General features: G+C 44.2%; 19 protein-coding genes and 1 tRNA gene. 10 read left to right on the top strand and 10 right to left on the bottom strand.

Translation table 11 applies throughout. The features are described from left to right. Positions 1-2: 2 nt before the first annotated feature. From rpoA1 to QVC96_RS02950, 4 genes are read right to left on the bottom strand one after another with little or no spacing between them, the layout of a single operon-like run. Entirely contained in the window at positions 3-2663 is a 2661-nt protein-coding gene (gene rpoA1, locus QVC96_RS02965) for a DNA-directed RNA polymerase subunit A' (protein WP_238024668.1), read from the bottom strand. Continuing rightward, entirely contained in the window at positions 2656-6030 is a 3375-nt protein-coding gene (locus QVC96_RS02960) for a DNA-directed RNA polymerase subunit B (protein ID WP_287689876.1), read from the bottom strand. The genes rpoA1 and QVC96_RS02960 overlap by 8 nt, the downstream gene beginning before the upstream one ends. A gap of 2 nt (positions 6031-6032) precedes the next feature. Beyond that, positions 6033-6284 carry a DNA-directed RNA polymerase subunit H gene (locus tag QVC96_RS02955; protein ID WP_011921178.1) on the bottom strand — a complete coding sequence of 84 codons (252 nt, stop codon included), beginning with the start codon at positions 6282-6284 and terminating at the stop codon, positions 6033-6035. 55 nt (positions 6285-6339) lie between these two features. Then, the gene (locus QVC96_RS02950) at positions 6340-7626 is read right to left on the bottom strand and encodes an NAD(P)-dependent malic enzyme (protein ID WP_287689875.1); all 1287 of its coding nucleotides are present in this window, start codon (positions 7624-7626) and stop codon (positions 6340-6342) included. A gap of 82 nt (positions 7627-7708) precedes the next feature. Between QVC96_RS02950 and infB the strand changes: the two genes are divergently transcribed. Beyond that, positions 7709-9502 (top strand): translation initiation factor IF-2, encoded by a 1794-nt coding sequence (gene infB, locus QVC96_RS02945; protein WP_287689874.1) that lies wholly within the window; start codon positions 7709-7711, stop codon positions 9500-9502. Here infB and ndk read toward each other — a convergent pair. Continuing rightward, a complete protein-coding gene (gene ndk, locus QVC96_RS02940; protein ID WP_287689873.1) occupies positions 9492-9914 on the bottom strand; it encodes a nucleoside-diphosphate kinase in 423 nt (140 codons plus the stop codon). The genes infB and ndk overlap by 11 nt on opposite strands. Position 9915: 1 nt before the next feature. Further along, positions 9916-10101, bottom strand: coding sequence for a 50S ribosomal protein L24e (locus QVC96_RS02935; RefSeq protein ID WP_011921174.1), 186 nt, complete (start codon positions 10099-10101; stop codon positions 9916-9918). Positions 10102-10174: 73 nt separating this feature from the next. On the opposite strand from QVC96_RS02935, the gene QVC96_RS02930 reads away from it, so the two are divergent. The 7 genes from QVC96_RS02930 to QVC96_RS02900 all read left to right on the top strand — a co-directional run bounded on the left by QVC96_RS02930 (position 10175) and on the right by QVC96_RS02900 (position 14982). Then, on the top strand, positions 10175-10417 hold the full coding sequence (locus QVC96_RS02930) for a 30S ribosomal protein S28e (protein WP_238024673.1): 243 nt from the start codon (positions 10175-10177) through the stop codon (positions 10415-10417). 4 nt (positions 10418-10421) lie between these two features. Next, entirely contained in the window at positions 10422-11069 is a 648-nt protein-coding gene (gene upp / locus QVC96_RS02925; RefSeq protein WP_287689872.1) for a uracil phosphoribosyltransferase, read from the top strand. After that, positions 11044-11457, top strand: a complete 414-nt coding sequence (gene cdd, locus QVC96_RS02920; protein ID WP_238024675.1) for a cytidine deaminase — start codon at positions 11044-11046, stop codon at positions 11455-11457. The genes upp and cdd overlap by 26 nt, the downstream gene beginning before the upstream one ends. Beyond that, the gene (gatB, locus tag QVC96_RS02915) at positions 11450-12877 is read left to right on the top strand and encodes an Asp-tRNA(Asn)/Glu-tRNA(Gln) amidotransferase subunit GatB (protein WP_287689871.1); all 1428 of its coding nucleotides are present in this window, start codon (positions 11450-11452) and stop codon (positions 12875-12877) included. The genes cdd and gatB overlap by 8 nt, the downstream gene beginning before the upstream one ends. A gap of 79 nt (positions 12878-12956) precedes the next feature. After that, a complete protein-coding gene (locus tag QVC96_RS02910) occupies positions 12957-13664 on the top strand; it encodes a phosphoribosyltransferase family protein (RefSeq protein WP_238024677.1) in 708 nt (235 codons plus the stop codon). Further along, entirely contained in the window at positions 13661-14185 is a 525-nt protein-coding gene (locus tag QVC96_RS02905) for an MBL fold metallo-hydrolase (protein WP_238024678.1), read from the top strand. Before QVC96_RS02910 ends, QVC96_RS02905 begins: the two co-directional genes overlap by 4 nt. Before the next feature lie 167 nt (positions 14186-14352). Continuing rightward, positions 14353-14982, top strand: coding sequence for a 2,5-diamino-6-(ribosylamino)-4(3H)-pyrimidinone 5'-phosphate reductase (locus tag QVC96_RS02900; RefSeq protein ID WP_287689870.1), 630 nt, complete (start codon positions 14353-14355; stop codon positions 14980-14982). Positions 14983-14988: 6 nt separating this feature from the next. On the opposite strand, the gene tes is transcribed toward QVC96_RS02900, so the two are convergent. From tes to purB, 4 genes are all read right to left on the bottom strand, one after another. Beyond that, positions 14989-16734, bottom strand: coding sequence for a tetraether lipid synthase Tes (gene tes, locus QVC96_RS02895; RefSeq protein ID WP_287689869.1), 1746 nt, complete (start codon positions 16732-16734; stop codon positions 14989-14991). A gap of 67 nt (positions 16735-16801) precedes the next feature. After that, positions 16802-17743 carry a thiamine-phosphate kinase gene (locus QVC96_RS02890; protein ID WP_287689868.1) on the bottom strand — a complete coding sequence of 314 codons (942 nt, stop codon included), beginning with the start codon at positions 17741-17743 and terminating at the stop codon, positions 16802-16804. 14 nt (positions 17744-17757) lie between these two features. Beyond that, a tRNA-Thr gene (locus QVC96_RS02885) sits at positions 17758-17843 on the bottom strand. 23 nt (positions 17844-17866) lie between these two features. Then, entirely contained in the window at positions 17867-19237 is a 1371-nt protein-coding gene (gene purB, locus QVC96_RS02880) for an adenylosuccinate lyase (protein ID WP_287689867.1), read from the bottom strand. 56 nt (positions 19238-19293) lie between these two features. Between purB and QVC96_RS02875 the strand changes: the two genes are divergently transcribed. Continuing rightward, on the top strand, positions 19294-20292 hold the full coding sequence (locus QVC96_RS02875) for a formate--phosphoribosylaminoimidazolecarboxamide ligase (protein WP_287689866.1): 999 nt from the start codon (positions 19294-19296) through the stop codon (positions 20290-20292). After that, positions 20289-21332 carry a formate--phosphoribosylaminoimidazolecarboxamide ligase family protein gene (locus QVC96_RS02870; RefSeq protein ID WP_287689865.1) on the top strand — a complete coding sequence of 348 codons (1044 nt, stop codon included), beginning with the start codon at positions 20289-20291 and terminating at the stop codon, positions 21330-21332. Before QVC96_RS02875 ends, QVC96_RS02870 begins: the two co-directional genes overlap by 4 nt. The last annotated feature ends 73 nt before the right edge of the window (positions 21333-21405 follow it).

Raw genomic sequence — 21405 nt, 5'->3', positions numbered from 1 at the left:
GATCACCTCTTCCAGCCAACGACCCTTTCTAACACCCTATCCACATCTATTGTCTTACCATGCGCACTCTGCATTGGATGAACCCCATCCCCGCCATATAGAGTCTGAATCATTTCTCCATATAACGTTCTCACCGTACCATCATATTCTATTCTTAAATCGGAAAGCGCGTTTATGAGCCTTCTTTGCATGTAACCGCTCTGAGATGTCCTCACGGCTGTATCCACCAGACCTTCCCTACCACCTGCAGCGTGGAAGAAGGTCTCGATTGGATTCAACCCACTTCTAAAGGAAGAGTAAATGAACCCCCTTGCCTCTGGGGTTATATCTCCAGGTTTGAAGTGAGGAAGAGTCCTGGTAGCATATCCGCGCTTTATCCTCTCTCCTCTGACTGATTGCTGACCTAGCATGGCGGCCATCTGAGTGATATTGAGAACGCTTCCCCTAGCTCCAGTCCTTGCCATGATATATGCATTGTTAAACGGATCTAGATACATCGTGGCTATCTCTCCAGCTTCATTCCTTAATTTGTCTAACGCGTCAAGAATATAGCTCTCCAGACTTTCCTCCAGTGTCCTCCCAGGAATTACCTCTAGTTGTCCCTTTTCGTAATTTTCAATAAGTTCATTAACCTTCTTTCTTGCCTCTTGTGCTCTCTCCGCAATCTTCTTTGTGGCCTCCTCTGGAATGGTTACGTCAGAAAGCGTCATGGTTAGACCGTGAAGCTCTATGTATCTAAGGAAGACCTTAAATAGATTATCCATCAGCCAGAGGACGTAATCCTCGTCATATTCCCTTACAAGCCAATGAAGTATACTTTCAGCCTGCTGGTTTCCTAGCGCTTTCTTATCAAAGACACCCTCTAACAGTTTCCCCTTCTTGATCACCACATAGGAGTCGTGTGGACAGTCCTCATCCTTGCATGATCTCACACCACTTGATATATTTGCAGGCCCGTGGAAGTTAAAATCTTCAGGCAGGAAATGACTAACTATCTGCTTTCCTGTGTAGAGCCTTTTAGGCGCCAGAATTGCTGGCTCTTCTAAATTCTTATTTATGTTTGCGACTCCCAGAATTGTCTGAACTTCGTCCTCAGTGAGTAGAGTTGTTTTAACCGTGAGCAGATAAGCGCCACTAATGTAATCCTGGGCCGAACCTATAATTGGACCTCCGTATCTAGGTGTTAATATATTACGATGTACTGTCATTAACTCTTTGGTCTCAGCTATGGCCTCCTCAGACTGCGGTACGTGCAAGTTCATCTCGTCCCCGTCAAAATCAGCGTTATACGGCGGACATACTAGAAGGTTTAGCCTGAAGGTCCTCCCTGGAAGTACCCTTACCTTGTGGCCCATCATGGATATTCTGTGAAGCGAGGGTTGCCTGTTGAATATGACTATATCACCATCAACCAAATGTCTCTCCACGATAAAGTTAGGAGCAAGAGTAGCAGCTAACTCCTTCCTGTCTTTGACATATCTAAGGTCTATTCTTCTTCCATCTGGCCTGACTACATAATTGGCTCCAGGCCACTTATCTGGGCCATTTATAACATATTGTCTCATTCTCTCTATGTTCCACTTAGTAACCTTTTCCGGTACAGTCAGTATCTGTGCCACGTCGTATGGAACTCCAACTTCATCAATACTGATGTTCGGATCTGGTGATATAACTGTTCTAGCCGAGAAGTCAACCCTCTTTCCTGAAAGGTTACCCCTAAATCTTCCCTCCTTACCCTTAAGTCTCTGAGCTAAGGTTCTCAGCGGTCTTCCAGACCTATGCTTGGATGTGGGTAGGCCTGGTATCTCGTTATCGAAATAGGTAGCCACATGGTATTGGAGGAGATCCCAGAGGTCCTCAACGATTAATTGGGGAGCGCCCGCATCTATGCTTTCCTTTAATCTCTCATTTATCCTTACTATATCTACAAGTTTGTGGGTTAGATCGTCTTCCGCCCTTATTCCGCTCTCTATCATTATTGAGGGTCTGATGGTAATGGGAGGTACTGGTAATACAGTAAGAATTATCCATTCGGGCCTGCTGGTGGTTGGGTCGTAACCAAGAAGTTCCACATCGGAATCAGGTATTCTCTCCAATCTTTCCCTAATATCGGAGGGAGTTAGCCTCATCACACCCTCCTTCCTTTCCTCATAAAAGTTGTATGGCTTCTCCAGCTTGATCTTCAGTTGCTTCTCTGAACAGTGGGGACATACTGCAGCCTTCATGGACGTCTTCTTAACGTGATCAATCAGTCTTTTGGCAGCGGAGGGCCATCTTTTCTTTATTGCGTCATGGATTTTCCTGTACTTTTCAATATCGCTTTCACTAATCTTTACCCTCCCACATCTCCTACAGGTGGATCTTAACAGGTCGTAGACATGCTTGACGAAACCTACATGGATAACAGGTCTTACTAACTCTATGTGACCAAAATGTCCGGGGCAGTTACCTAGAACATTTCCACAGATTGGACACTTCTGGCCAGGTTCTATTATTCCGAGCCTAGAATCCATCACGCTCCCTTCTATGGGAGTACCGTCCTCGTCATATACGTCAGCAGTTATTATGGCGGTGACTGACATCTTCCTGATTTCGTCCGGGGATAGTATCCCAAAACGAATTCCCTTTATTATCTTCTCATTAACCTGATATCTCTCACTCATTGGAATTACCTCCAACAGGTACCCTATCTCCCAACACTAACTTAGGCGCGATAACCATACTCATGAGTTCCTGAAGTAACAACTTAAACGCATATGATATTACAACAGGGTATAAAGTTGTCTTATCGCCATGAATAGGACATACATACTTGTTTTTTGTCCTATCGTACCAACCAACATATCCACACTGCTCACAAACGTATACTGTTGCCCTATCTGAGTTATCCAGCAGCCTGTCCTTGATTAGCATTGCTGCGCCATACCCTATGAGGCAATCCCTTTCCATTTCCCCAAATCTGAGTCCTCCTTCCCTAGCTCTACCTTCAGTGGGCTGTCTTGTGAGTATCTGAACCGGACCTCTACCACGACCATGCATCTTATCCGCTACCATATGATGGAGTTTCTGATAGTAAACCACGCCAAACAGTATCCTTCCCTTCAATTTCTCTCCAGTTCTACCATCATATACAACTTCTGAACCATCGCTCAGATAACCATGCTCCAGAAGCTTCCTCTGAATTTCCTCGATTGGAGTGTTATAGAAAGGCGTCGCATCTATGGGATTTCCCGTGGCAGCCACATATTTCCCTGCCAAAGCCTCCATTATCTGACCCACGGTCATCCTAGAAGGAAGCGCATGAGGATTAAGTATTATGTCTGGAACTAGTCCTGTAGTTGTGTACGGCATGTCTACCTGAGGTATCAACATCCCAATTACTCCTTTCTGTCCATGTCTGGTGGCAAACTTGTCTCCTATCTCTGGAATTCTTAAATCCCTAACCCTCACCTTTACAAGTTTGTTCCCTTCAGATGTCTCAGTTACCAGCACTAGATCCACGGTACCGCGTTCCCCATGTCTAGTTATTATAGATGTATCACGTTTGGCCTGATCCGGTGATAATTCCTTGAATTCCTGAAGGAACCTTGGCGGACTTACCTTACCTATTAATACATCTCCTCCCTTAACGTCCACCTCCGGGGAAACTATTCCGTTGGATTCCAGAAGCCTGTAATAGTCTTTGCCCTTGTAACCCCTAACTCCAGGCTCGGGGAGTAAGATTTCATCCTCTTGACCTCCTGGGTACTTGATTTCCTCCGCAGAGTAGAGTCTGAAGAATGTGGACCTAAACATGCCCCTGTCAACTGAAGACTTGTTCATGATAACGGCATCTTCCATGTTATATCCAGTGTAGGACATGAGGGCGAATATAGCGTTATTACCTGCAGGCCTTTCCGTATAACCTATAGCCTCCAGAGCCCTTGTTTGAACTATTGGTTTTTGGGGATAGTGAAGAAGGTGAGCCCTAGTGTCTGTCCTTATCTGATAGTTAGCTGCATATAATCCCAAAGCCTGCTTGGCCATAGCAGACTGATAGGTGTTTCTAGGAGATTGATTATGCTCCGGGTATGGAATAATTGAGGCAGTTATCCCGAGAATTGCCGGGGCCCATATTTCTAGGTGAGTATGCTCCTTGGTTACGTCCTTTGGCTCCAGAGCAATATACGCGTTCTCTTCCTCCTCGGCATCAAGAAATTCTATTTTACCTTCCTTCACTAAGGTGTCAAAGGTTATCTTGCCCTTTTTCAGGTTCTCAATGTCCTCCTTCGTTACCAGAGGTTTACCATGCTTAACAACTATGAGGGGTCTTCTTACCCTCCCGCTGTCCGAATTGACATATACTTCGTTAAAGGTCTCCGTTATGTTATAACTTACATTGACCTCATCGCTCAGTTCTCCCTCCCTTCTGCTTTCCCTTATCTTCTCGGCCAACTCACGTCCATCAGGATAGTATCCAACCAGCCTTCCGTTTAGAATTACTTTGCTCCAGCTCTGATAATTTTCGGATTGACCTTCCTCTGACTTGGCCCTCTTAATAACTTCCTCTACGGGAACCACGCCAAAGTTGTAAAGGGTTCTCTCGAGGCTTTTCTCGTTTATCCCCACGGATATCTGAGCTAAGAGAGCTATATTCTTCACCAAACCACTATTGGGACCTTCTGGGGTTTCGAATGGGCACATTCTACCCCATTGAGTCCCGTGGAGATCCCTGGCCTCGAAGTTGGGCTGGCCCCTTGCCAGGGATGAAACTACCCTTCTGAGATGGCTAAGCATTGATAACCAATTGGTACGGTCTAAAAGCTGACTTACGCCAGTCCTTCCTCCAACCCAGTTTCCTGTTGCAAGGGCATGCCTTATTCTCTCTGAAATTATATCTGGCCTCACAAGAGCGTTTATTGCCAACCTTCTTCCTCTAACCTTTGACTTTTCCAGCTGGAAAACCAAGTCCTTAACGAAGGCCTTAAACGCTACCCTGAAGAGGCTGGCGAAGAGATCTCCTGCCAATTTTAGCCTTTTGTTTGCGTAATGATCCTTATCGTCAGGCTCCCTTCTTCCTAGGTAAAGTTCAATCAACTTGGATATTGCAAAAGCCAAATAGTAAGCCTTAGCCGTTCTATCCGAGGGACTTGTACCTATATGTGGTAAGAAGTATTTATCTAGAATTTGCTCAGCCTTCTGTATCCTCATTTCTCTCTTTTGGCCTATGGCTACCCTGTTACCAATGAAGTCCAGCGCATCCTCCTTAGAAGAAATGGAGCTGGCCTGTTCCAGAGAGGGAAGGAGTTCGTTCTGTATCTCTGGATCAAGGGATACCGCTAGCGTAATGTCTTCGTCGGTCTCTACCCCTAGGGCTCTCATGAGTATGGCGAAAGGTATCCTACCCGGTGCTGAAGGGAACGAGACGTGAATGGTGGAATCTTTCAATCTTTCTATAGTTATAGGAACCCTATATCCAGAAGTACTTGAAATTATCTTTGCTGTGTGAGTCACATTGGACCCAGCCTTACCCACATCCGTTAAAACCCTGTTTGTAGCTAAGTCTTCCTGAGTTACTATTACCCTTTCACTTCCATTAATGATAAAGTATCCTCCTGGGTCCTTTGGGTCTTCTCCGATCTCCACGAGTTTGTCCTGACTGAATTCCGAAGTTGGATCGGCTATTGATTTGAGCATTATGGGAATGTCTCCTATATGAACCTCTGTGGGATCTCCCTCAATATTATTTTCAACAGGTGTCATGGTCAAATAAATCGGTGCGGCATAGGTCAGGTTTCTCAGTCTCGCCTCCATGGGTGTTATTTCCTTATCTCCCTTGTCGGCCTCCCTAACTCTGGGTTTGCCTACTCTTATCTTACCTAATCTGATTTTTAAACCTGGGATTTCAGTTGTTATTTCTCCTTGCTCATCTATGATTTCCTGAAGCTTGTTCTTTATAAAATCATTAAATGAGTCTAAATGCTGTCTCACTAACCCCCTGGACTTAAAGTAAGCCTCTACTATTACCCACCTATCATCAACTGAAAGCATGTCTATCCACTCACCACATACCTATAAACTACGAGCTCTCCAACTATGGGACTTTTCCTTGTGATTTTCACAATATCCCCTGGTTTCGCGTTGATCGTCCTTGCCATAGGATCCGAAGCTCTCATCCAAGGAAGTTGCTCGGGCCCAATACCAAGCTCTTTGAGAACCTTGAACGCTTCCTCAACGGAAAGCACTTCATGTTTGGGAACAAGAACATGCACGCTCGGATCTATCTTTTTAGAAGATGAACGCATAACCTACACCCTAGTATACTAGGCAAAGGTTCATAGTGTATATAGTTATAAAAATTTAAGCTATAGATCTCAATTGCGTTCTTGCTTTCTCGATTAAGGCTTTAGCGTTATCAAAGAGCTCGTTATAGTTCCTTGATACCCTAGCAACATTTTGCTGTATAGCCCTTATTCCCACAGCTGCAGCTACGCGCGGATATATTTCCCACTCAGTCATCTTTGGAATGATGTAGTCTGGGGTGGCTCCCTTCTCCCTCACGTGACTGGCTAACTCTCTCGCCGCATCAATCACCATTTCATCCGTTATTGCTTTAGCTCTGACATCTAGAGACCCCCTGAACACTCCCGGGAAAATGAGGGAGTTATTCACTTGATTGGGGAAATCGCTTCTTCCAGTTGCCACAATCTTGGCTCCGGCCTCTTTTGCCTCTTCCGGCCATATTTCAGGTGTAGGATTGGCCAGTGCAAACACTATGGGGTCCGTATTCATTAGCTTTATCCAGATCTTTTTAATTACGTCTGGCCCCTGTTTTGATGCGGCTATCACAACATCGGCTCCCCTAAATGCGTCCTCTATCTTGGTGACACCTTCTCCGTTGGTCTCCTTAAGTAGCTCATATTTCCATGGATTTTCGGTTTTCATTCTTTCCTCGTCTTCCCTTCCCCTATAGATCACTCCTGCCGAGTCTACAAGTACAATATTCTTAAGCGGAATTCCAAATTTTCCTAATAGACGTGCAGTGGCTATGTTAGCGGCACCTGTACCAAAGAGAACAATTTTAATGGTCTTGGGATCCTTTCCAGTTATCTCCAGGGCTGTGATCAATCCTGCAAGGGTAGCTCCCGCGGTACCTTGTTGATCATCATGCCAAACAGGAATCTCCATTATACTCTTAAGTTTCTCTAATACATAGAAGCACTTAGGGGACTCGATATCCTCCAGATTTATCCCGCCAAAGGCGGGCTCCAGTAACTTTACCGTTTCCACAATCTTATCTGCGTCCTTTGTCCCCAAAGGAAGAGGAATAGCGTCCACCCCACCTAGGAACTTAAAGATGAGAGCCTTGCCTTCCATTACCGGCATAGCTGCCTCTGGACCAATGTCACCAAGACCCAGTACCCTGGATCCGTCTGTTACCACAGCAATCGCATTCCATCTATAGGTATAGTGGAACGATAGTTCCCTATTCTTATGAATAGCCTGAGAAACTGCTGCCACTCCAGGAGTGTAAAGCACTGAGAAATCATTTAGGGAGTTAACAGGAACCTTCGGCATAACTTGTATTTTTCCTTTATATCTCACCGCTACATCCAAAGCCATGCTCTCAAAATCAGTTACGACCATTTTTCTCAACCAAAGGAAAAACCGTACTTACTTAAAAATAATAAACAAAGCTCACCATATCATGTAGGTTCGGTGATTCTGATTGTCTAAGACAGAGGTGAGACTTAGACAGCCAATTGTTGTGGTTTTGGGTCACGTTGACCATGGTAAGACAACTCTTCTAGACAAAATTAGGGGAACAGCTGTTGTTAAGAAGGAGCCGGGTGAGATGACCCAAGAAGTTGGCGCTAGTTTCGTTCCCAGTAGCGTCATTGAGAAGGTTGCACAGCCCTTGAAAAGTATTATTCCTGTAAAACTAGAAATTCCAGGATTACTTTTCATAGACACACCGGGACATGAACTTTTCTCTAACCTGAGGAGAAGAGGAGGTAGTGTAGCGGACATAGCGATCCTAGTTGTAGATATAACTGAAGGATTCCAGAAGCAGACCACAGAGTCTATCGAGATCTTGAAGGATAAGAAGGTACCATTTCTGGTTGCAGCCAATAAGATTGACAGGATCCCTGGTTGGAAGCCTCTAGAGAATGAGACCTTTACAAAGTCCTTTAAAACCCAATCGCAAAGTGTTCAGAAAGCCCTAGACAATTACGTATACAAATTGGTCATGCAGTTAGCAGAAATGGGTTTTAATGCGGAAAGATTCGATAGGGTAAGAGATTTCACGCGCTATATCTCCATTGTTCCAGTGTCAGGGAAGACTGGGGAGGGTTTACCTGAACTACTAGCTCTTTTGGCAGGTCTGACGCAACAGTACCTTAAAACAAGGCTAAGAGTTGTGGAGGGACCGGCCAAGGGAGTAATTCTCGAAGTTAAGGAAGAACAGGGATTGGGACATACCATTGATGTAATAATCTATGATGGAATACTCAGGAAAAATGATACAATAGTGCTAGGAGGTATAAACGGAGCAATTGTAACCAAAATAAGGAATATCCTACTCCCTGCACCTCTACAAGACATGAGAATGACCAGGTCAGGTTACAAGAGTATTGATGAGATATCTGCAGCGGCGGGTGTTAAAATTTCTGCACCTGGTCTGGAAGAAGCTCTAGCTGGATCTCCCCTATACGTTGCCAACGATGAGGCCAAGCTTCAGGAAGCTAGGAAATTAATTGAGGAGGAGCTATCCAAGGTAAGGTTCTCCAGAAATTCTACAGGCATAGTTGTAAAGGCGGACAGCTTAGGATCCTTGGAGTCTCTGGTAGCAGGATTTGAGAAAATAGGAATCCCGGTCAGAGTTGCCGATATAGGTCCAATCACGAAGAGGGATCTAATTGAAGCCGAACTCTCAGCGAAGGAGGTTGAGGAGTATGGGATAATTGCTGCCTTCAGAGTGAAGCCTCTCCAAGGATTGGACGTATCCAAGGTGAAGATAATTTACAATGATATAATTTACCAGTTAATTGATGACACTGTAAAATACATAGAAGATCTTAGGGAAAGGAGGAAGAGGAGGACCCTAGATTCCCTGATTTTACCAGGAAAGATCAAGATATTACCAGGATACGTCTTTAGAAGAAGCGATCCAGCCATTGTAGGCATAGAGGTGTTAGGAGGAGTAGTGAAGCCCAAATATCCACTTATAAGGGAAGATGGACAGAGGGTAGGAGAAGTTCTGGCGATTCAGGACAACAAGAAGAATCTTGAGAGGGCCACAAAGGGTATGGAGGTCTCCATGTCAATAAAGGGAAATATAATGATAGGTAGGCAAGTACAAGAAGGAGACGTTCTTTACACCGACGTTCCTCAGGAGGATCTGGAAATACTTTTCAAGAATTATAAGGATTCCATTACTGAAGATATGATGGAAGTTATTAAAGAACTGATAAAGATAAAAAAGTCGGAGAATCCCCTCTATGGCATTTTCATTCAATGATCTCGTTCTGGGAAAAGAAAAGAGACATCTCCCTTTTTGCCTTTTCTTCCGCGTCTGAGGCATGTATTACGTTCTCGGCCTTAGATAGGGCAAAGTCTCCCCTAATGGTACCAGGCGACGCATCCTTAGGATCTGTGGCCCCTATGAGGGTTCGCATAACCTTAACTGCCTCGTCTCCTTCTATCACCATACAAACCACTGGACCTGAAGTAATATAACTCACAAGTTCATTGAAGAAGGATTTTCCCATATGTTCTTCATATAATTTATTTGCCTTTTCCTTGTCAATCTTGACCATCTTCATCGCAGCTATTCTTAACCCTTTCCTCTCTATCCTTGCCACTATTTCTCCAACGAGTTTCCTTCTCACTCCATCAGGCTTAATCATTACAAAGGTCTTCTGGATGGCCAATTTATCTTACCCTCGAGTAGGAGGTTGTCCACTTTAACTTTTTAGCGTCTTTGTGATACTTTAACATATATTTCCTGCATTTATTTGAGCAGAACCAAAGGATTGTTCCGTCATTCCTAACATGCATCATGCCAGTAGCCGGTGGTATATCCCCGCCACAGAAACTGCATTTATGGGAAACTACCATCTTGATCTACCTTATCTCAATATGAGTGAAGTATATAAGTGAATTGCTGAGACCTTATACAAGGTAAGAAAACATGAGCGAAAGACAACAGACCTCTTCAATTATTGAGGAGTTCGGCTTTCCAGCTGAGGTTATTCAATTACTGGATAGGACTGGAGTTACAGGAGAGGTTACTCAAGTCAGAGTAAGGGTTCTTGAAGGAAGGGACAAGGGCAGGATATTAACCAGAAACATTAAGGGCCCAGTGAGACTTGGAGACATCGTAATTCTTAGGGAAACAGAAAGGGAGGCAAGAAAGTTAACAACCAAGAGGTAACTTCATGGCTGTATTTTTACTAGATAAGCCCCTATTTTTGCATATATTAACTCAACTTAGAGACGTTAAGACCGATCAGATAATGTTTAGGAAAGGAATGGTCAGGTTGGGGAGGCTTATTGGATACGAGATAGCTAATCATCTTGATTTTGATATTGTCAAGGTAGTAACTCCACTTGGAGTGGAGGCAAAGGGGGTTGTAATAAGAGACCTAGACAATATCATGATAGTTAACGTGTTAAGAGCGGCTACACCTCTAGTTGAGGGACTCTTGAAGGCATTTCCTGCAGCCAAGCAGGGCGTTGTTGCTGCCTCTAGAAAGGAGGTGGAAAGTTCCTCCCCGCCTACAGAAATGGAAGTTCAAATAACGTATATGAAGTTCCCAAGAATCTCAAGAGATGACATCGCTATTATTGCGGACCCCATGATAGCTACAGCGAGTACAATGATGAAGATACTAGACATGATATCTCAGCTTCGGCCTAAGAGGATGATCATAGCGTCTGTCATTGCGTCAGAGTACGGTATAACCAAAATACGTAACAAGTATCCTGATGTGGATATTTTTACCGTGTCCATAGATCCTGAAATTAATAACAGGGGATATATTGTGCCAGGGTTAGGTGATGCAGGTGACAGATCCTTCGGATGAGGAGCTTCTGACTCAGGCCACGATGGCCGCTAGCAACTCCTATTCGCCATACTCAGGTATAAGGGTTGGAGCGGCATTGCTTGGAGAGAACGGAGAGATCATACTGGGCACTAATGTGGAGAACTCCTCCTATGGCTTGTCTATGTGCGCGGAGAGGGTGGCAGTATTCACTGCTGTCGCAAGGGGGATTAGAAAGTTCAAGAAGATAGCGGTTTCCCTTTCGGATGGAAGTGGAATAATGCCATGTGGTGCATGTAGGCAGGTCCTTAGGGAGTTTGGAACCGATATTGTGATAGTAACTAGGGATAAAACTGGGAAAATCATTACATTTTATTTAAATGAACTCCTTCCGCATTCATTCGTATTAAAAGGTGAGAATAATGAGTGAGCCAAAGGCTAGAATTGGTCTCGAAGTTCACGTTCACTTAACTTCCCTAAAAACTAAACTTTTCTGTTCATGTCCCGCAGATTACGTTAATTTAGATCCCAATACGGATCTGTGTCCCGTGTGCTTGGGCCTTCCTGGGGCAATACCGGTACTAAATGAGGAGGCCTTGACCAAGGCCCTAATGGTGGCCATGGCTCTAGAGTGTGAGTATCCTAGGTATCTAACATTTACTAGGAAACATTATTTCTATCCCGATATGGCCAAAAATTATCAAATTTCCCAATATGACGGCCCAGGCAGTATGGCTATTGCTAGAAATGGTAGAATTAATTTAGGAGAAAAGATTATTAGAATAAGAAGGATAAATATTGAGGAAGATCCAGCCAAGACCATATATCCCACAGGATCCATGTTAACCAGCACCTATACTCTTCTGGATTACAACAGGTCTGGAATGGGAATGCTAGAAATAGTTACTGAACCTGACCTAGAAAATTCTAAAGAAGCCAAATTGTTCCTGGACAAGCTTAAGTCCATTCTAGAGCACCTTGGGGTATGTGACTGTGAAATTGAGGGCTCAATGAGGGCTGATGTTAACATCTCGGTGGAAGGAGGAGAGAGGGTGGAAGTTAAGAACGTGGGATCCCCTAAGGACGTTAAAGAGGTAGTGGAATATGAGGTAGCCAGGCAGAGGGCCGCCATACTACAGGGTCAGGAAGTTCCTAGGGAAACTAGGCACTGGGACTCCGCCAGAAAGGTCACAGTCTCATCTAGGGCTAAGGAAACTGATGAAGACTATAGGTATTTCCCAGACCCTGACCTTCCTCCATATGAAATATCATCGGAGCTTGTAAGAAAGATTAGGGAGAACCTCCCAGAGCTTCCGGACGCTAGAGTAGAAAGAATGATAAAACAATATGGGATAAACAGATATAACGCCACTGTTCTGGTCATGGATAAGGCTCTCGCTGATCTATTCGAGGCTACGGCAAAGAATTACAAAAACTATGAGAAATTATCCAATCTAATAATCAATGACTACCTTCGATGGATAAACGATAAAAACATGAAAATTACCGACTCCAAGGCGACTCCACAACACCTTAGCCAGTTACTGGAGTTGATGGATAAGGGCACTATTACTATAAAGATTGTCAAGGAAATACTGCCCATTATAATAACTGAGGGTAAGATGCCCGCCGATATAGTAGCTTCCATGGGTCTTACCACCGTTTCTGATGAAGGCCTTATAGAAGGTATAGTCGACGAGGCGTTAAGGAACGAACCTGAGCTAATTCAGAAAGTTAAGAAGGACCCAAAGGTTGCTAACTACATCGTGGGAATTGTTATGAAAAAGACCGGAAAAAGGGCTGATCCTAAGCTGGTTAACGAGATCATAAGAAGGAAACTAGGCCTCTGATCAGGAAACCTTTTTACATCACTTGATCAGCACTTAAGATCCCAATCATCTGTAACAACAATGGGAAGGCGATATTTTAATGATTCGCGATGGAAGTAAGGACAAAGACCTAAGGGATAGATTGTTAGCCGTGGATCTGCTGAGAGAATTAAAGAACAGGTACACCTATAAGGAACTTTCCAAGTTGTTGGGTTTACAGGAGAGTCTTCTATGCAGGTACGTCAATGGATCCACTGTGCCCAGCGAGCAACAGGCAAGAGACCTGATTGGAAAGGTCAGCCAGAGAGGATTCCTTCATAGATTTTTCCAAGATAAAATTAGAAAATTTCCTGATTCTTTCATCGACACATCGGAGCTTCTTCACTACCCTAACATGTTAAAGATACTCCTAGAGACACACATTGCACATTTCATGCATGCGGAAAAAGTGGTTGGTATTGCAAGTAACGGGATACCCTTTGCCACCATCGTTTCCACGATACTGGATAAGCCACTGATAATCGTGAAAAAACATAAGGACTCCATATACTTGACCTACGTGGAAGAAAACGTAAAGGAGTCTGATAGTGTGGTTGCCAGCATCTACGCGAGGCGAGACTTCATATCAAAATCGGATAAGATCCTTATAGTTGACGATGTGATGAGATCAGGAAAAACTTTACTTTCTACATCGAAACTGATTAAAAAGGCAGGCGCCACTGTCATAGGGGCTCTCATCATTGTAGCAAAGAGAGAAAACATTAACTCCGTCAACGAATTTCCAATGGAGGTCGTATTTGATCTGTGAGCATTGCGAGGATAGCTAAGGGAGTTTACGTAGTTGCGGGAAAGATGTACGGATATCCTGGAAACGCCTACTTAGTTGAGACCGGAGATAACTTCTACCTTATAGACACTGGAGGAAGAGAACAGCCTACAGAACTGTTACGGAACGTTCTGGAGATTGCCAAGGAAAAGACCAAGTCCATCTACGTGATTTTGACCAGCTGTTTGAGGGACGCTGCCGCAGGTGCCAAATTTCTCGTGGATACGATAGACGCTAGAATTATCGTTCACGAGAATGATTCAACCGGCTTGAGGATGGGTAAATGCGCCGGTGAAGAGTATCCGCCTGTTTCACCCTTTATGGTTCTGAGAGAAAATAGGATAGTGATGGGAGATATTAAAATAACTAGGAGTGGTTCTCCCACTCGAGGTTCAATAATCTTGAGAAATAACGACAGCCTCTTTGTAGGGGCCTCTAAATTAAGCCCCTTTGACTCCAGGATTAAATATATTTTCGGGCTATATGAATACAAGAGGTATTAAAATGGTATACGAGGAAAACTGTGGATCTTGCTTCAGACCTAGGATGGTCAAGTTCTGTGGGATAAAGAACAGCAACGTTTGTTATGACTGCTGCGTAACCTGTGAAAAGAGATCTAAATGTGACTTGCGAGTTTGGTTTTATAACTTGAGACCTGTGATTTGAAAAGATGAGACCCTACATTATCATATCCAGCACAATGACAGTGGATGGCAAGATAGCGGCCCGGGATTCCTTCAGTGAGCTTAGCTGTAAGTACGATAAAACAAGACAGCATATGTTAAGAGCGCAGGTAGATGCGGTGGTAATAGGAGCAAGAACTGCTAGAGTTGATAACCCTAGTCTGGTTCTAAAGTACTACAAAGGGAAAAATCCAATTAGAGTTATTATAACCAATAGCGGAGATCTGGACCCTGGGCTGAAAATATTCAATGTACCTCCTCCCACTGTGGTTTACACAAAGAACCTTAACGATTCTTTGAAAAGCCTGACTGATAAGGGAGTATACGTGAGGACTTTCTCCACCATGTGCGACGCCATGAGTGATCTCTATCAAACGTTCTCGGTAAGAACAGTAATGGTTGAGGGTGGAGGAAAATTAAACTGGTCTCTCCTGAAGGAGGAATGCGTGGATGAACTCAGGGTAACCATTTCTCCAAGAATATTTGGATCTGGAACTTCCATCTTTGACGGAGAAGGCTTTCCTGGGTACCTGTCGCCTGTGCTTAAGCTACAATCTAGCTATATTTGTCAATGTGGAGAAGAAATAGTTATAATTTATAAAAGAAAAATCAAATGAAGAAAATTATTCGCCGAAGTACTTGTATGTTTCTTTGTATATCTCTCCCTTTTCCAGGGTACTTGCCACCCTTCTATATTTCATTGCGTCGCCTAGACTGTTTTCCCCATGCTTCTTTATCCAGTCGTCTAGGGGTATCTGGTACTCCCTAAGTACCTTATCCCTATAGAGATCGTTGAGAACATTGTAAGTACAGAACGGAATAACTCTCCCGTCAGGTACTACGTAATGAATATCGCATCTCATGACCCTGTTGATGTCGTAATTGTAGAGGTCCATGAAGTGCATGGTTCCTAGGAAGAGTGTCCTATAGTGCCATTCACCTAAAGCCTCGTAGTTATGGCTTACTACTACGTTATACAGCATCTTGTACACGTCAAAGTCTTTGGGACCTTTCTCCTTATCTATGAATTTCCTGACGTTATAGAGTAACTTCATTCCTATCCAATACTTATTTGCTCCCTCCTTAAGTTCCTCTGCCTTCTCCTTGAAGTACTCCAGTAGTCCCTCTAGATCAATGAACTTGGAAATTGGTATAAAGTGAGGTTCTCCGTTTCTCCATTCTATGTAAATGTAGGTTCCAGCACCGCAGCTCGGGTGGTTAGCCATTTCAAATTGCTCCTTACCAGTTAGCGCCTCGACCAACCTCGAGAACACAACAGAGGTGCCTATTGGGTACCAGCTATCCCTGGTGATCTCACCATCGGTCTGATCCTCTATGTTCTTCAGAACTTCTGGGATAGTTATTCTGAACTTGGCCCTCATGTTTCTCTTCATCATTCCCGTCAAACTGACAGGCTGGAAGTTTATGGCTCTCACCACATCCATGTTCCTTGCTGCGAACTTCACTATGTTTCCTAGGTCATGGTCATTTACAGTTTTGATTACTGTAGGCACTAGGACAACACTGGTCATCCCTGCCCTTCTAAACACCTCTAAGGTATACGGAACCTCCCAGTGGTTCTTGGGATTGGTCTTTCTAGTGGTACCATCAAAGCTCATGTAAACCGTATTGACCCCAGCTTCCCTCAATGCTATTGCATACCTGACTGCCTTATCGGGATCAGTCATGTACATCTTAGCGAAAGTTCCTCCCCAACTGTTAAGCTGAATATGCCTAACGCCCGACTCCCGGAGAAGCCTGATTACCTCAACTATGTCCTCCCTCAGGGTTGGCTCGCCACCTGTGACCTGAATGACTATTGTTGTATCCTGCCTTTTCAGCTGATCAACCATGAATTTTATCTGCTCTAGTGTAGGCTCAAAGACATAACCTGCTTTCTCAGCGTAGAAGAAGCAGTACCAACAAGATAAGTCACACCTGTTAGTTATGACCAGGTTTACAAGTGCCGAGTGCTGATGATGCATGGGGCAGAGCCCACAGTTATAGGGGCAGGGGGACTTAAGATCCACGTAAGGGACTTTAGGACCCTTGCCCTCGTACTCCCAGTAATCAAATTTGTAATACATGCCCACGTCTCCATAGTAAAGATCCTCGAATTCTCCGTGCTCAGGACATATTTTCCTGATGTACATCTTTTCGTCTTTCTCGAATATAGTCGCTGGAAGTAACCTGTAACAAGCGGGACACAAAGAATGTGTAACCCTGATTAGCTTCTCGTCCTGGGAAAGCTTAGGTAAGGGTCCTCCAACCTTAATGTCCCTGTCGCCGAACTTTACTTCACCATTCTCGAATTTAGATGGCGCTGGCAATAGTCTAAAACCCTTGTTTTCTGTCTCAACTTGAGCCATGTAGATCTACACATGAAATTGCTAGGACTATATATAAGTCTATTCTCCTTACAAACCGGTTATTTGGTTAAAACCAGCCCTTGAAGTTATCCCATCCGTGGACATCATATCTTTTTGAACTTAATCTGATCTCAGGCTCGCTATCAATAACACTACCGATCTTTTTCATAGATATACCGTACTTATCTACGACATCCAAGAAAATAGGCAATGACTCCTTCTTTACCACAAAAATTGTCTCATATTCTTCCCCTCCAGATCTCAGTACCTCGTCCATGGTAACAATGTTCTTGTCAACCAACTCCTGGATATATTCTACTAAAGGAATATTATCTATATTAATTCCATAACCAATGTAACGGGCTATTTTATTAAGACTTACCAGTATCCCATCACTCACATCAGTCCCGAGTGCTATAGCATTACAAAGTTCACTATGTGCACGTAAAATGGCCCTATCCACCACTGGATGCTTAAGTTTGATTAGAGAATCTTGGATTAAGGGAGACTTTCCGCCTGAGATATACCATAGAAATGCGCCAGTTGTTCGCCCTAACTCGCCCGTAATATATAGTAGGTCTCCTGGTTCTGCCTTAGGTCTGGTTCCGCAAATAGGATTGCCAAGTATGGCTACGTCTATCCAGCCAGAGTCCTGCGAGGAATTGGTATCTCCTCCACCAAATATAGCTCCATAATACCTGGATGCATCGCTCATTCCCATTATCATCTTCTCTGCCTCTCCTGACTCGATCTCTGGACTGAGCCCGAAAGACGAAAGGACCACGGAAGGAATTGCGCCGTAGGATATCAAATCACTCATACTTGCAACTACAGCCTTCCATCCCAGATCGTACAAATCCATAAAGGGCATAGTGTATTTTATGGGAAATCCGTCTATTTTCAGAACTATGTTCCCCTGCCTATAGACGTCCAAGTTAACGTCGGAATCCACATACTTGGATATGACTGTCTCAATGAACTTATGCTCTCCCAGCTCCCTTAATTTCATCAAACTCACCAATGAGCCGCCGGCGGGATTTGAACCCGCGACCACCGGCTTTCGCTTCGGAGATACGAGGCCGGCGCTCTACCAGCTGAGCTACAGCGGCATGGAAAATTTTGGCTTGGGGTATTAATGTATAACTCCCCTAGCCTCGTTGAGCCTGTTCAAAAGACGCTCATAGCTATCTATAGCCCTTCCTATGATCGCCTTATATTGACCTAGATATGCTTTGGGATTTAATATCCTTTCGAGTTCTTCGCGCGAGAACGTGGAGGAAATTATCTTGTCCTTCATTGCCTCTTCCAAGAGACTGGTATTCTTTTTTCTGGCCTCTCTGGAAATCCTGCTAACCATCTCATGGGCTTTATGCCTAGGTATTCCCTTCAGTGTGAGGTTGATCATTAGGCTCTCCGCCATGTTTAATCCTTTACTTAGCTCAAGGTTCCTTTCCATGGCCTCCAAGTTGACTCTCAGGTTAGATAACAATTCATAGAAACTATCCATCATTTCATCCATGATAAGGAAGGCGTGAGAGATGATGAATCTCTCACTGGAACTGTTTGTTAAATCCCTCTCATGCCATAGGGGTATATTCTCCAGTTCCGATATCACCATTCCTCTCAGTAGCTTGGAGAGCCCGCTTATTTTCTCAGCAGTCACGGGGTTCTCCTTGTGGGGCATGGTGCTACTACCCACTCTCTCTCCAACTCCCTCCGCTATTTCCCCGATCTCTGGCCTCATGAGCTCCCTCACCTCTATTGCAAACCTATCCATAACCGAACCGGCTATGGCAAGATCGCTGATCAGCTCAGCAAACCCGTCCCTAGGTGCAACCTGTGTGGATATGGAATGTGGACTTAGGTTAAGCTTCTCCATCACAAGCTGTTCTATCCTGAGTCCATCCTTTCCCCAGCTGGCCATGGTACCAACGGCTCCGCTCATTTTACCTAGTACTACCCTCTTCTCAACCTCAACAAGTCTTTCCAGAGACCTTGTCATTTCATACAGGTAGTTTGCGAACTTGAATCCTAAGGTTATTGGTACTGCGTGTTGAGCGTGAGTCCTGCCCACCATAACTTGGTCTTGATATCTCAGAGTTAGATCCTTCAGCTTCTCCAATGATTTGATCATCTTATCCTTCAGGATCGATAGTGCATCCCTGAACATGAGAGCGTAGGCCGTGTCCACAATGTCATAGCTTGTCGCACCAAAATGAACAAATCTACCCGCATCCCCAGCCCTCTCAGCCATGGATACCACGAGGGCCATCACATCATGTCCAAGTTTGGCCTCCAACTTATCCACCTCCTCAGGAGTGATACTCTCTGAGGCTTTCTCCACCTTGACGTACTCGTCTTCAGATAGGTAACCCAGTTCCTTCAATGCATGAAGTAAGGCCAGCTCCACCCTGATCCTGTACTTGATTATTCCTTCCCTCGTGAATATTCTTCTCATCTCCTCGCTACCATACCTCCAATCTATGGGGCAGACAACATCCATACTCTTTGCAAGATCAAGGAAGTTTAAAAGTACATTTCCTTATTCTAAGCCTCGAGATGCTATTACTCACCCTAGCAAGTCACTCGTCCCTTCAGATCCTTCACGGAGCCAAGAGAGAGGGCTTTGAAACAGGAATTGTTGTAAGCACCAAAAGGGAAAGTTTTTACAGAAGATTCAGTTTCATAGACAATTTCTACGTATACTCTGATGAAGATCAGGCTGTAGATAAGATTAATAGTACTTCAAATTCCATATTTGTACCTCATGGAAGTCTAATAGAATACATAGGCATGGAGAGGGTCTCAAGAATAAGAACGCCGATTTTTGGCAACAGAAACCTGTTCCCGTGGGAATCCAACCAAACCAAGAAGATGAAATTACTTGAATTAAGTAACATAAAAACCCCAATGAAATTCGAAAGTCCTGAGGACGTTGACAGAATGGTTATAGTGAAATTACCTGGGGCTAAGGGTGGTAGAGGATATTTTATAGCTAGGAATAAACAGGAAGTTAAGGAAGGGATAAAGAGGCTCTTGGAAAAGCGACTTATCAATAATGTCGAAGATCTGATCATCCAAGAATACGTAGTTGGAATTCCTATGTACTTTCAATTCTTCTATAGTCCCGTTCTACAACGTGTGGAGATGACAGGGATTGATATCAGATATGAGACAAATGTGGACGGTTTGAGGAGGCTTCCCAGCGATTTGAGAGTGGAACCAACCTTTGTGGTTGCAGGAAACATACCCGCTGTAGCTAGAGAGAGTTTATTGCCGTCGGTGTATGAATACGCCGAGAATTTTGTTAGGACCACAAGAGACATTGTGCCTCCGGGAGCCATAGGGCCTTTCTGTCTCGAATCAGTGGTTACGGATACGCTAGATGTGGTTGTCTTCGAATTCTCCGGAAGAATCGTGGCTGGAACTAACCTTTACGTAGACGGGAGTCCGTATAGCTGGCTCTATTGGGATGAACCCATGAGCGTAGGCAGGAGGATAGGGAGAGAAATAAATCTAGCCCTACAGAAGAACAGGCTAAATGAGGTGACAACATGAAAATAGCTTCTGTTGCGAGCCACTCTGCACTGGACGTATTTGACGGTGCCAAGGATGAGGGATTCAGCACAATAGCGCTTTGCAAGAAGGGGAGGGAAAGGCCCTACAAGGAGTTCAAAAGGATAGTGGATGCATGCATAGTCCTCAATGATTTCAAAGAGATTTCTTCTGAGGATGTTCAGAGGAACCTGATTGAACAGGATGCACTCATCGTACCAAACAGGAGCATGGCGGTATACCTAGGTTATGACGCTATCGAAACCATGAAGGTTAAGTTCTTCGGAAACAGGATGATGCTCAGATGGGAGGAGCGAACAGGGGAGAAGAACTACTACAGGATACTCGACGAGGCTAAAATAAGGAGGCCTAGGATCCTGAAACCTGAAGAGGTAGAAGGTCCTGTCATAGCCAAGATACCTGAGGCAAAAAGAAGGGTTGAAAGAGGATTCTTCTTCGCCGCCAACAGGGAAGATTTTCAGGAGAAACTGAGAAACCTAGAGAGGGACGGAATCATAGATCAGCAAGGAATATCACAGATGGTTATAGAGGAGTTTATTTTTGGAGCGTACTTCAATGTTAACTATTTCTACTCACCAGTATTTGACAGAGTTGAAATAATTAGCGTTGACAGAAGAATTCAAAGTGACTTGGATTCGTATTATCGACTTCCCTTTGATATACAGAGCAAACTGGGAAGATATCCCAGATTAATTGAGGTCGGTCATGAGCCGGCAACAATTAGGGAGAGCATGCTTGAGAGGCTATTCGAGGCAGGTTACTCGTTTGTCGAAGCCACCAGAAAACTGGAAAAAAGAGGCATAATAGGCCCGTTTACATTACAACTGGCAGTTACTCCTGACCTAGACATAGTGGTCTTTGATGTGGCTCCCAGAATAGGTGGAGGGACTAACGCCTATATGGGAATAGGGAGCCAGTACTCCAAGTTATATTTCGGTAGGCCCATCAGCCTTGGGAGAAGAATTGCCATAGAAATCAAAGAGGCTATGCAGAAAAGGGAGCTCGAGAGCGTTACAAGTTAATTAATAATTGAGTTTTATCTATATAGAGAATGTAATTGTTCTGTTTACTGGCCCTATTAACACCGTTTTTATC

The sequence above is a fragment of the Metallosphaera javensis (ex Sakai et al. 2022) genome (genome assembly GCA_021654415.1).
Taxonomy (GTDB): domain Archaea; phylum Thermoproteota; class Thermoprotei_A; order Sulfolobales; family Sulfolobaceae; genus Metallosphaera; species Metallosphaera javensis.
Note: the sequence above shows the minus strand (reverse complement) of the source record. Positions and strands in the feature narration are given on the sequence as shown.

Excerpts from the sequence above, each read along its gene's own strand:
- QVC96_RS02955 (WP_011921178.1), bottom strand. The coding sequence starts at position 6,284 with ATGCGTTCATCTTCTAAAAAGATAGATCCGAGCGTGCATGTTCTTGTT.
- upp (WP_287689872.1), top strand. The coding sequence starts at position 10,422 with ATGGCTGTATTTTTACTAGATAAGCCCCTATTTTTGCATATATTAACT.
- QVC96_RS02935 (WP_011921174.1), bottom strand. The coding sequence starts at position 10,101 with ATGGTAGTTTCCCATAAATGCAGTTTCTGTGGCGGGGATATACCACCG.
- tes (WP_287689869.1), bottom strand. The coding sequence starts at position 16,734 with ATGGCTCAAGTTGAGACAGAAAACAAGGGTTTTAGACTATTGCCAGCG.
- QVC96_RS02875 (WP_287689866.1), top strand. The coding sequence starts at position 19,294 with ATGCTATTACTCACCCTAGCAAGTCACTCGTCCCTTCAGATCCTTCAC.
- QVC96_RS02960 (WP_287689876.1), bottom strand. The coding sequence starts at position 6,030 with ATGCTTTCAGTTGATGATAGGTGGGTAATAGTAGAGGCTTACTTTAAG.
- QVC96_RS02900 (WP_287689870.1), top strand. The coding sequence starts at position 14,353 with ATGAGACCCTACATTATCATATCCAGCACAATGACAGTGGATGGCAAG.
- rpoA1 (WP_238024668.1), bottom strand. The coding sequence starts at position 2,663 with ATGAGTGAGAGATATCAGGTTAATGAGAAGATAATAAAGGGAATTCGT.
- QVC96_RS02930 (WP_238024673.1), top strand. The coding sequence starts at position 10,175 with ATGAGCGAAAGACAACAGACCTCTTCAATTATTGAGGAGTTCGGCTTT.
- gatB (WP_287689871.1), top strand. The coding sequence starts at position 11,450 with ATGAGTGAGCCAAAGGCTAGAATTGGTCTCGAAGTTCACGTTCACTTA.
- QVC96_RS02870 (WP_287689865.1), top strand. The coding sequence starts at position 20,289 with ATGAAAATAGCTTCTGTTGCGAGCCACTCTGCACTGGACGTATTTGAC.
- QVC96_RS02950 (WP_287689875.1), bottom strand. The coding sequence starts at position 7,626 with ATGGTCGTAACTGATTTTGAGAGCATGGCTTTGGATGTAGCGGTGAGA.
- cdd (WP_238024675.1), top strand. The coding sequence starts at position 11,044 with ATGCAGGTGACAGATCCTTCGGATGAGGAGCTTCTGACTCAGGCCACG.
- QVC96_RS02890 (WP_287689868.1), bottom strand. The coding sequence starts at position 17,743 with ATGAAATTAAGGGAGCTGGGAGAGCATAAGTTCATTGAGACAGTCATA.
- purB (WP_287689867.1), bottom strand. The coding sequence starts at position 19,237 with ATGGATGTTGTCTGCCCCATAGATTGGAGGTATGGTAGCGAGGAGATG.
- QVC96_RS02910 (WP_238024677.1), top strand. The coding sequence starts at position 12,957 with ATGATTCGCGATGGAAGTAAGGACAAAGACCTAAGGGATAGATTGTTA.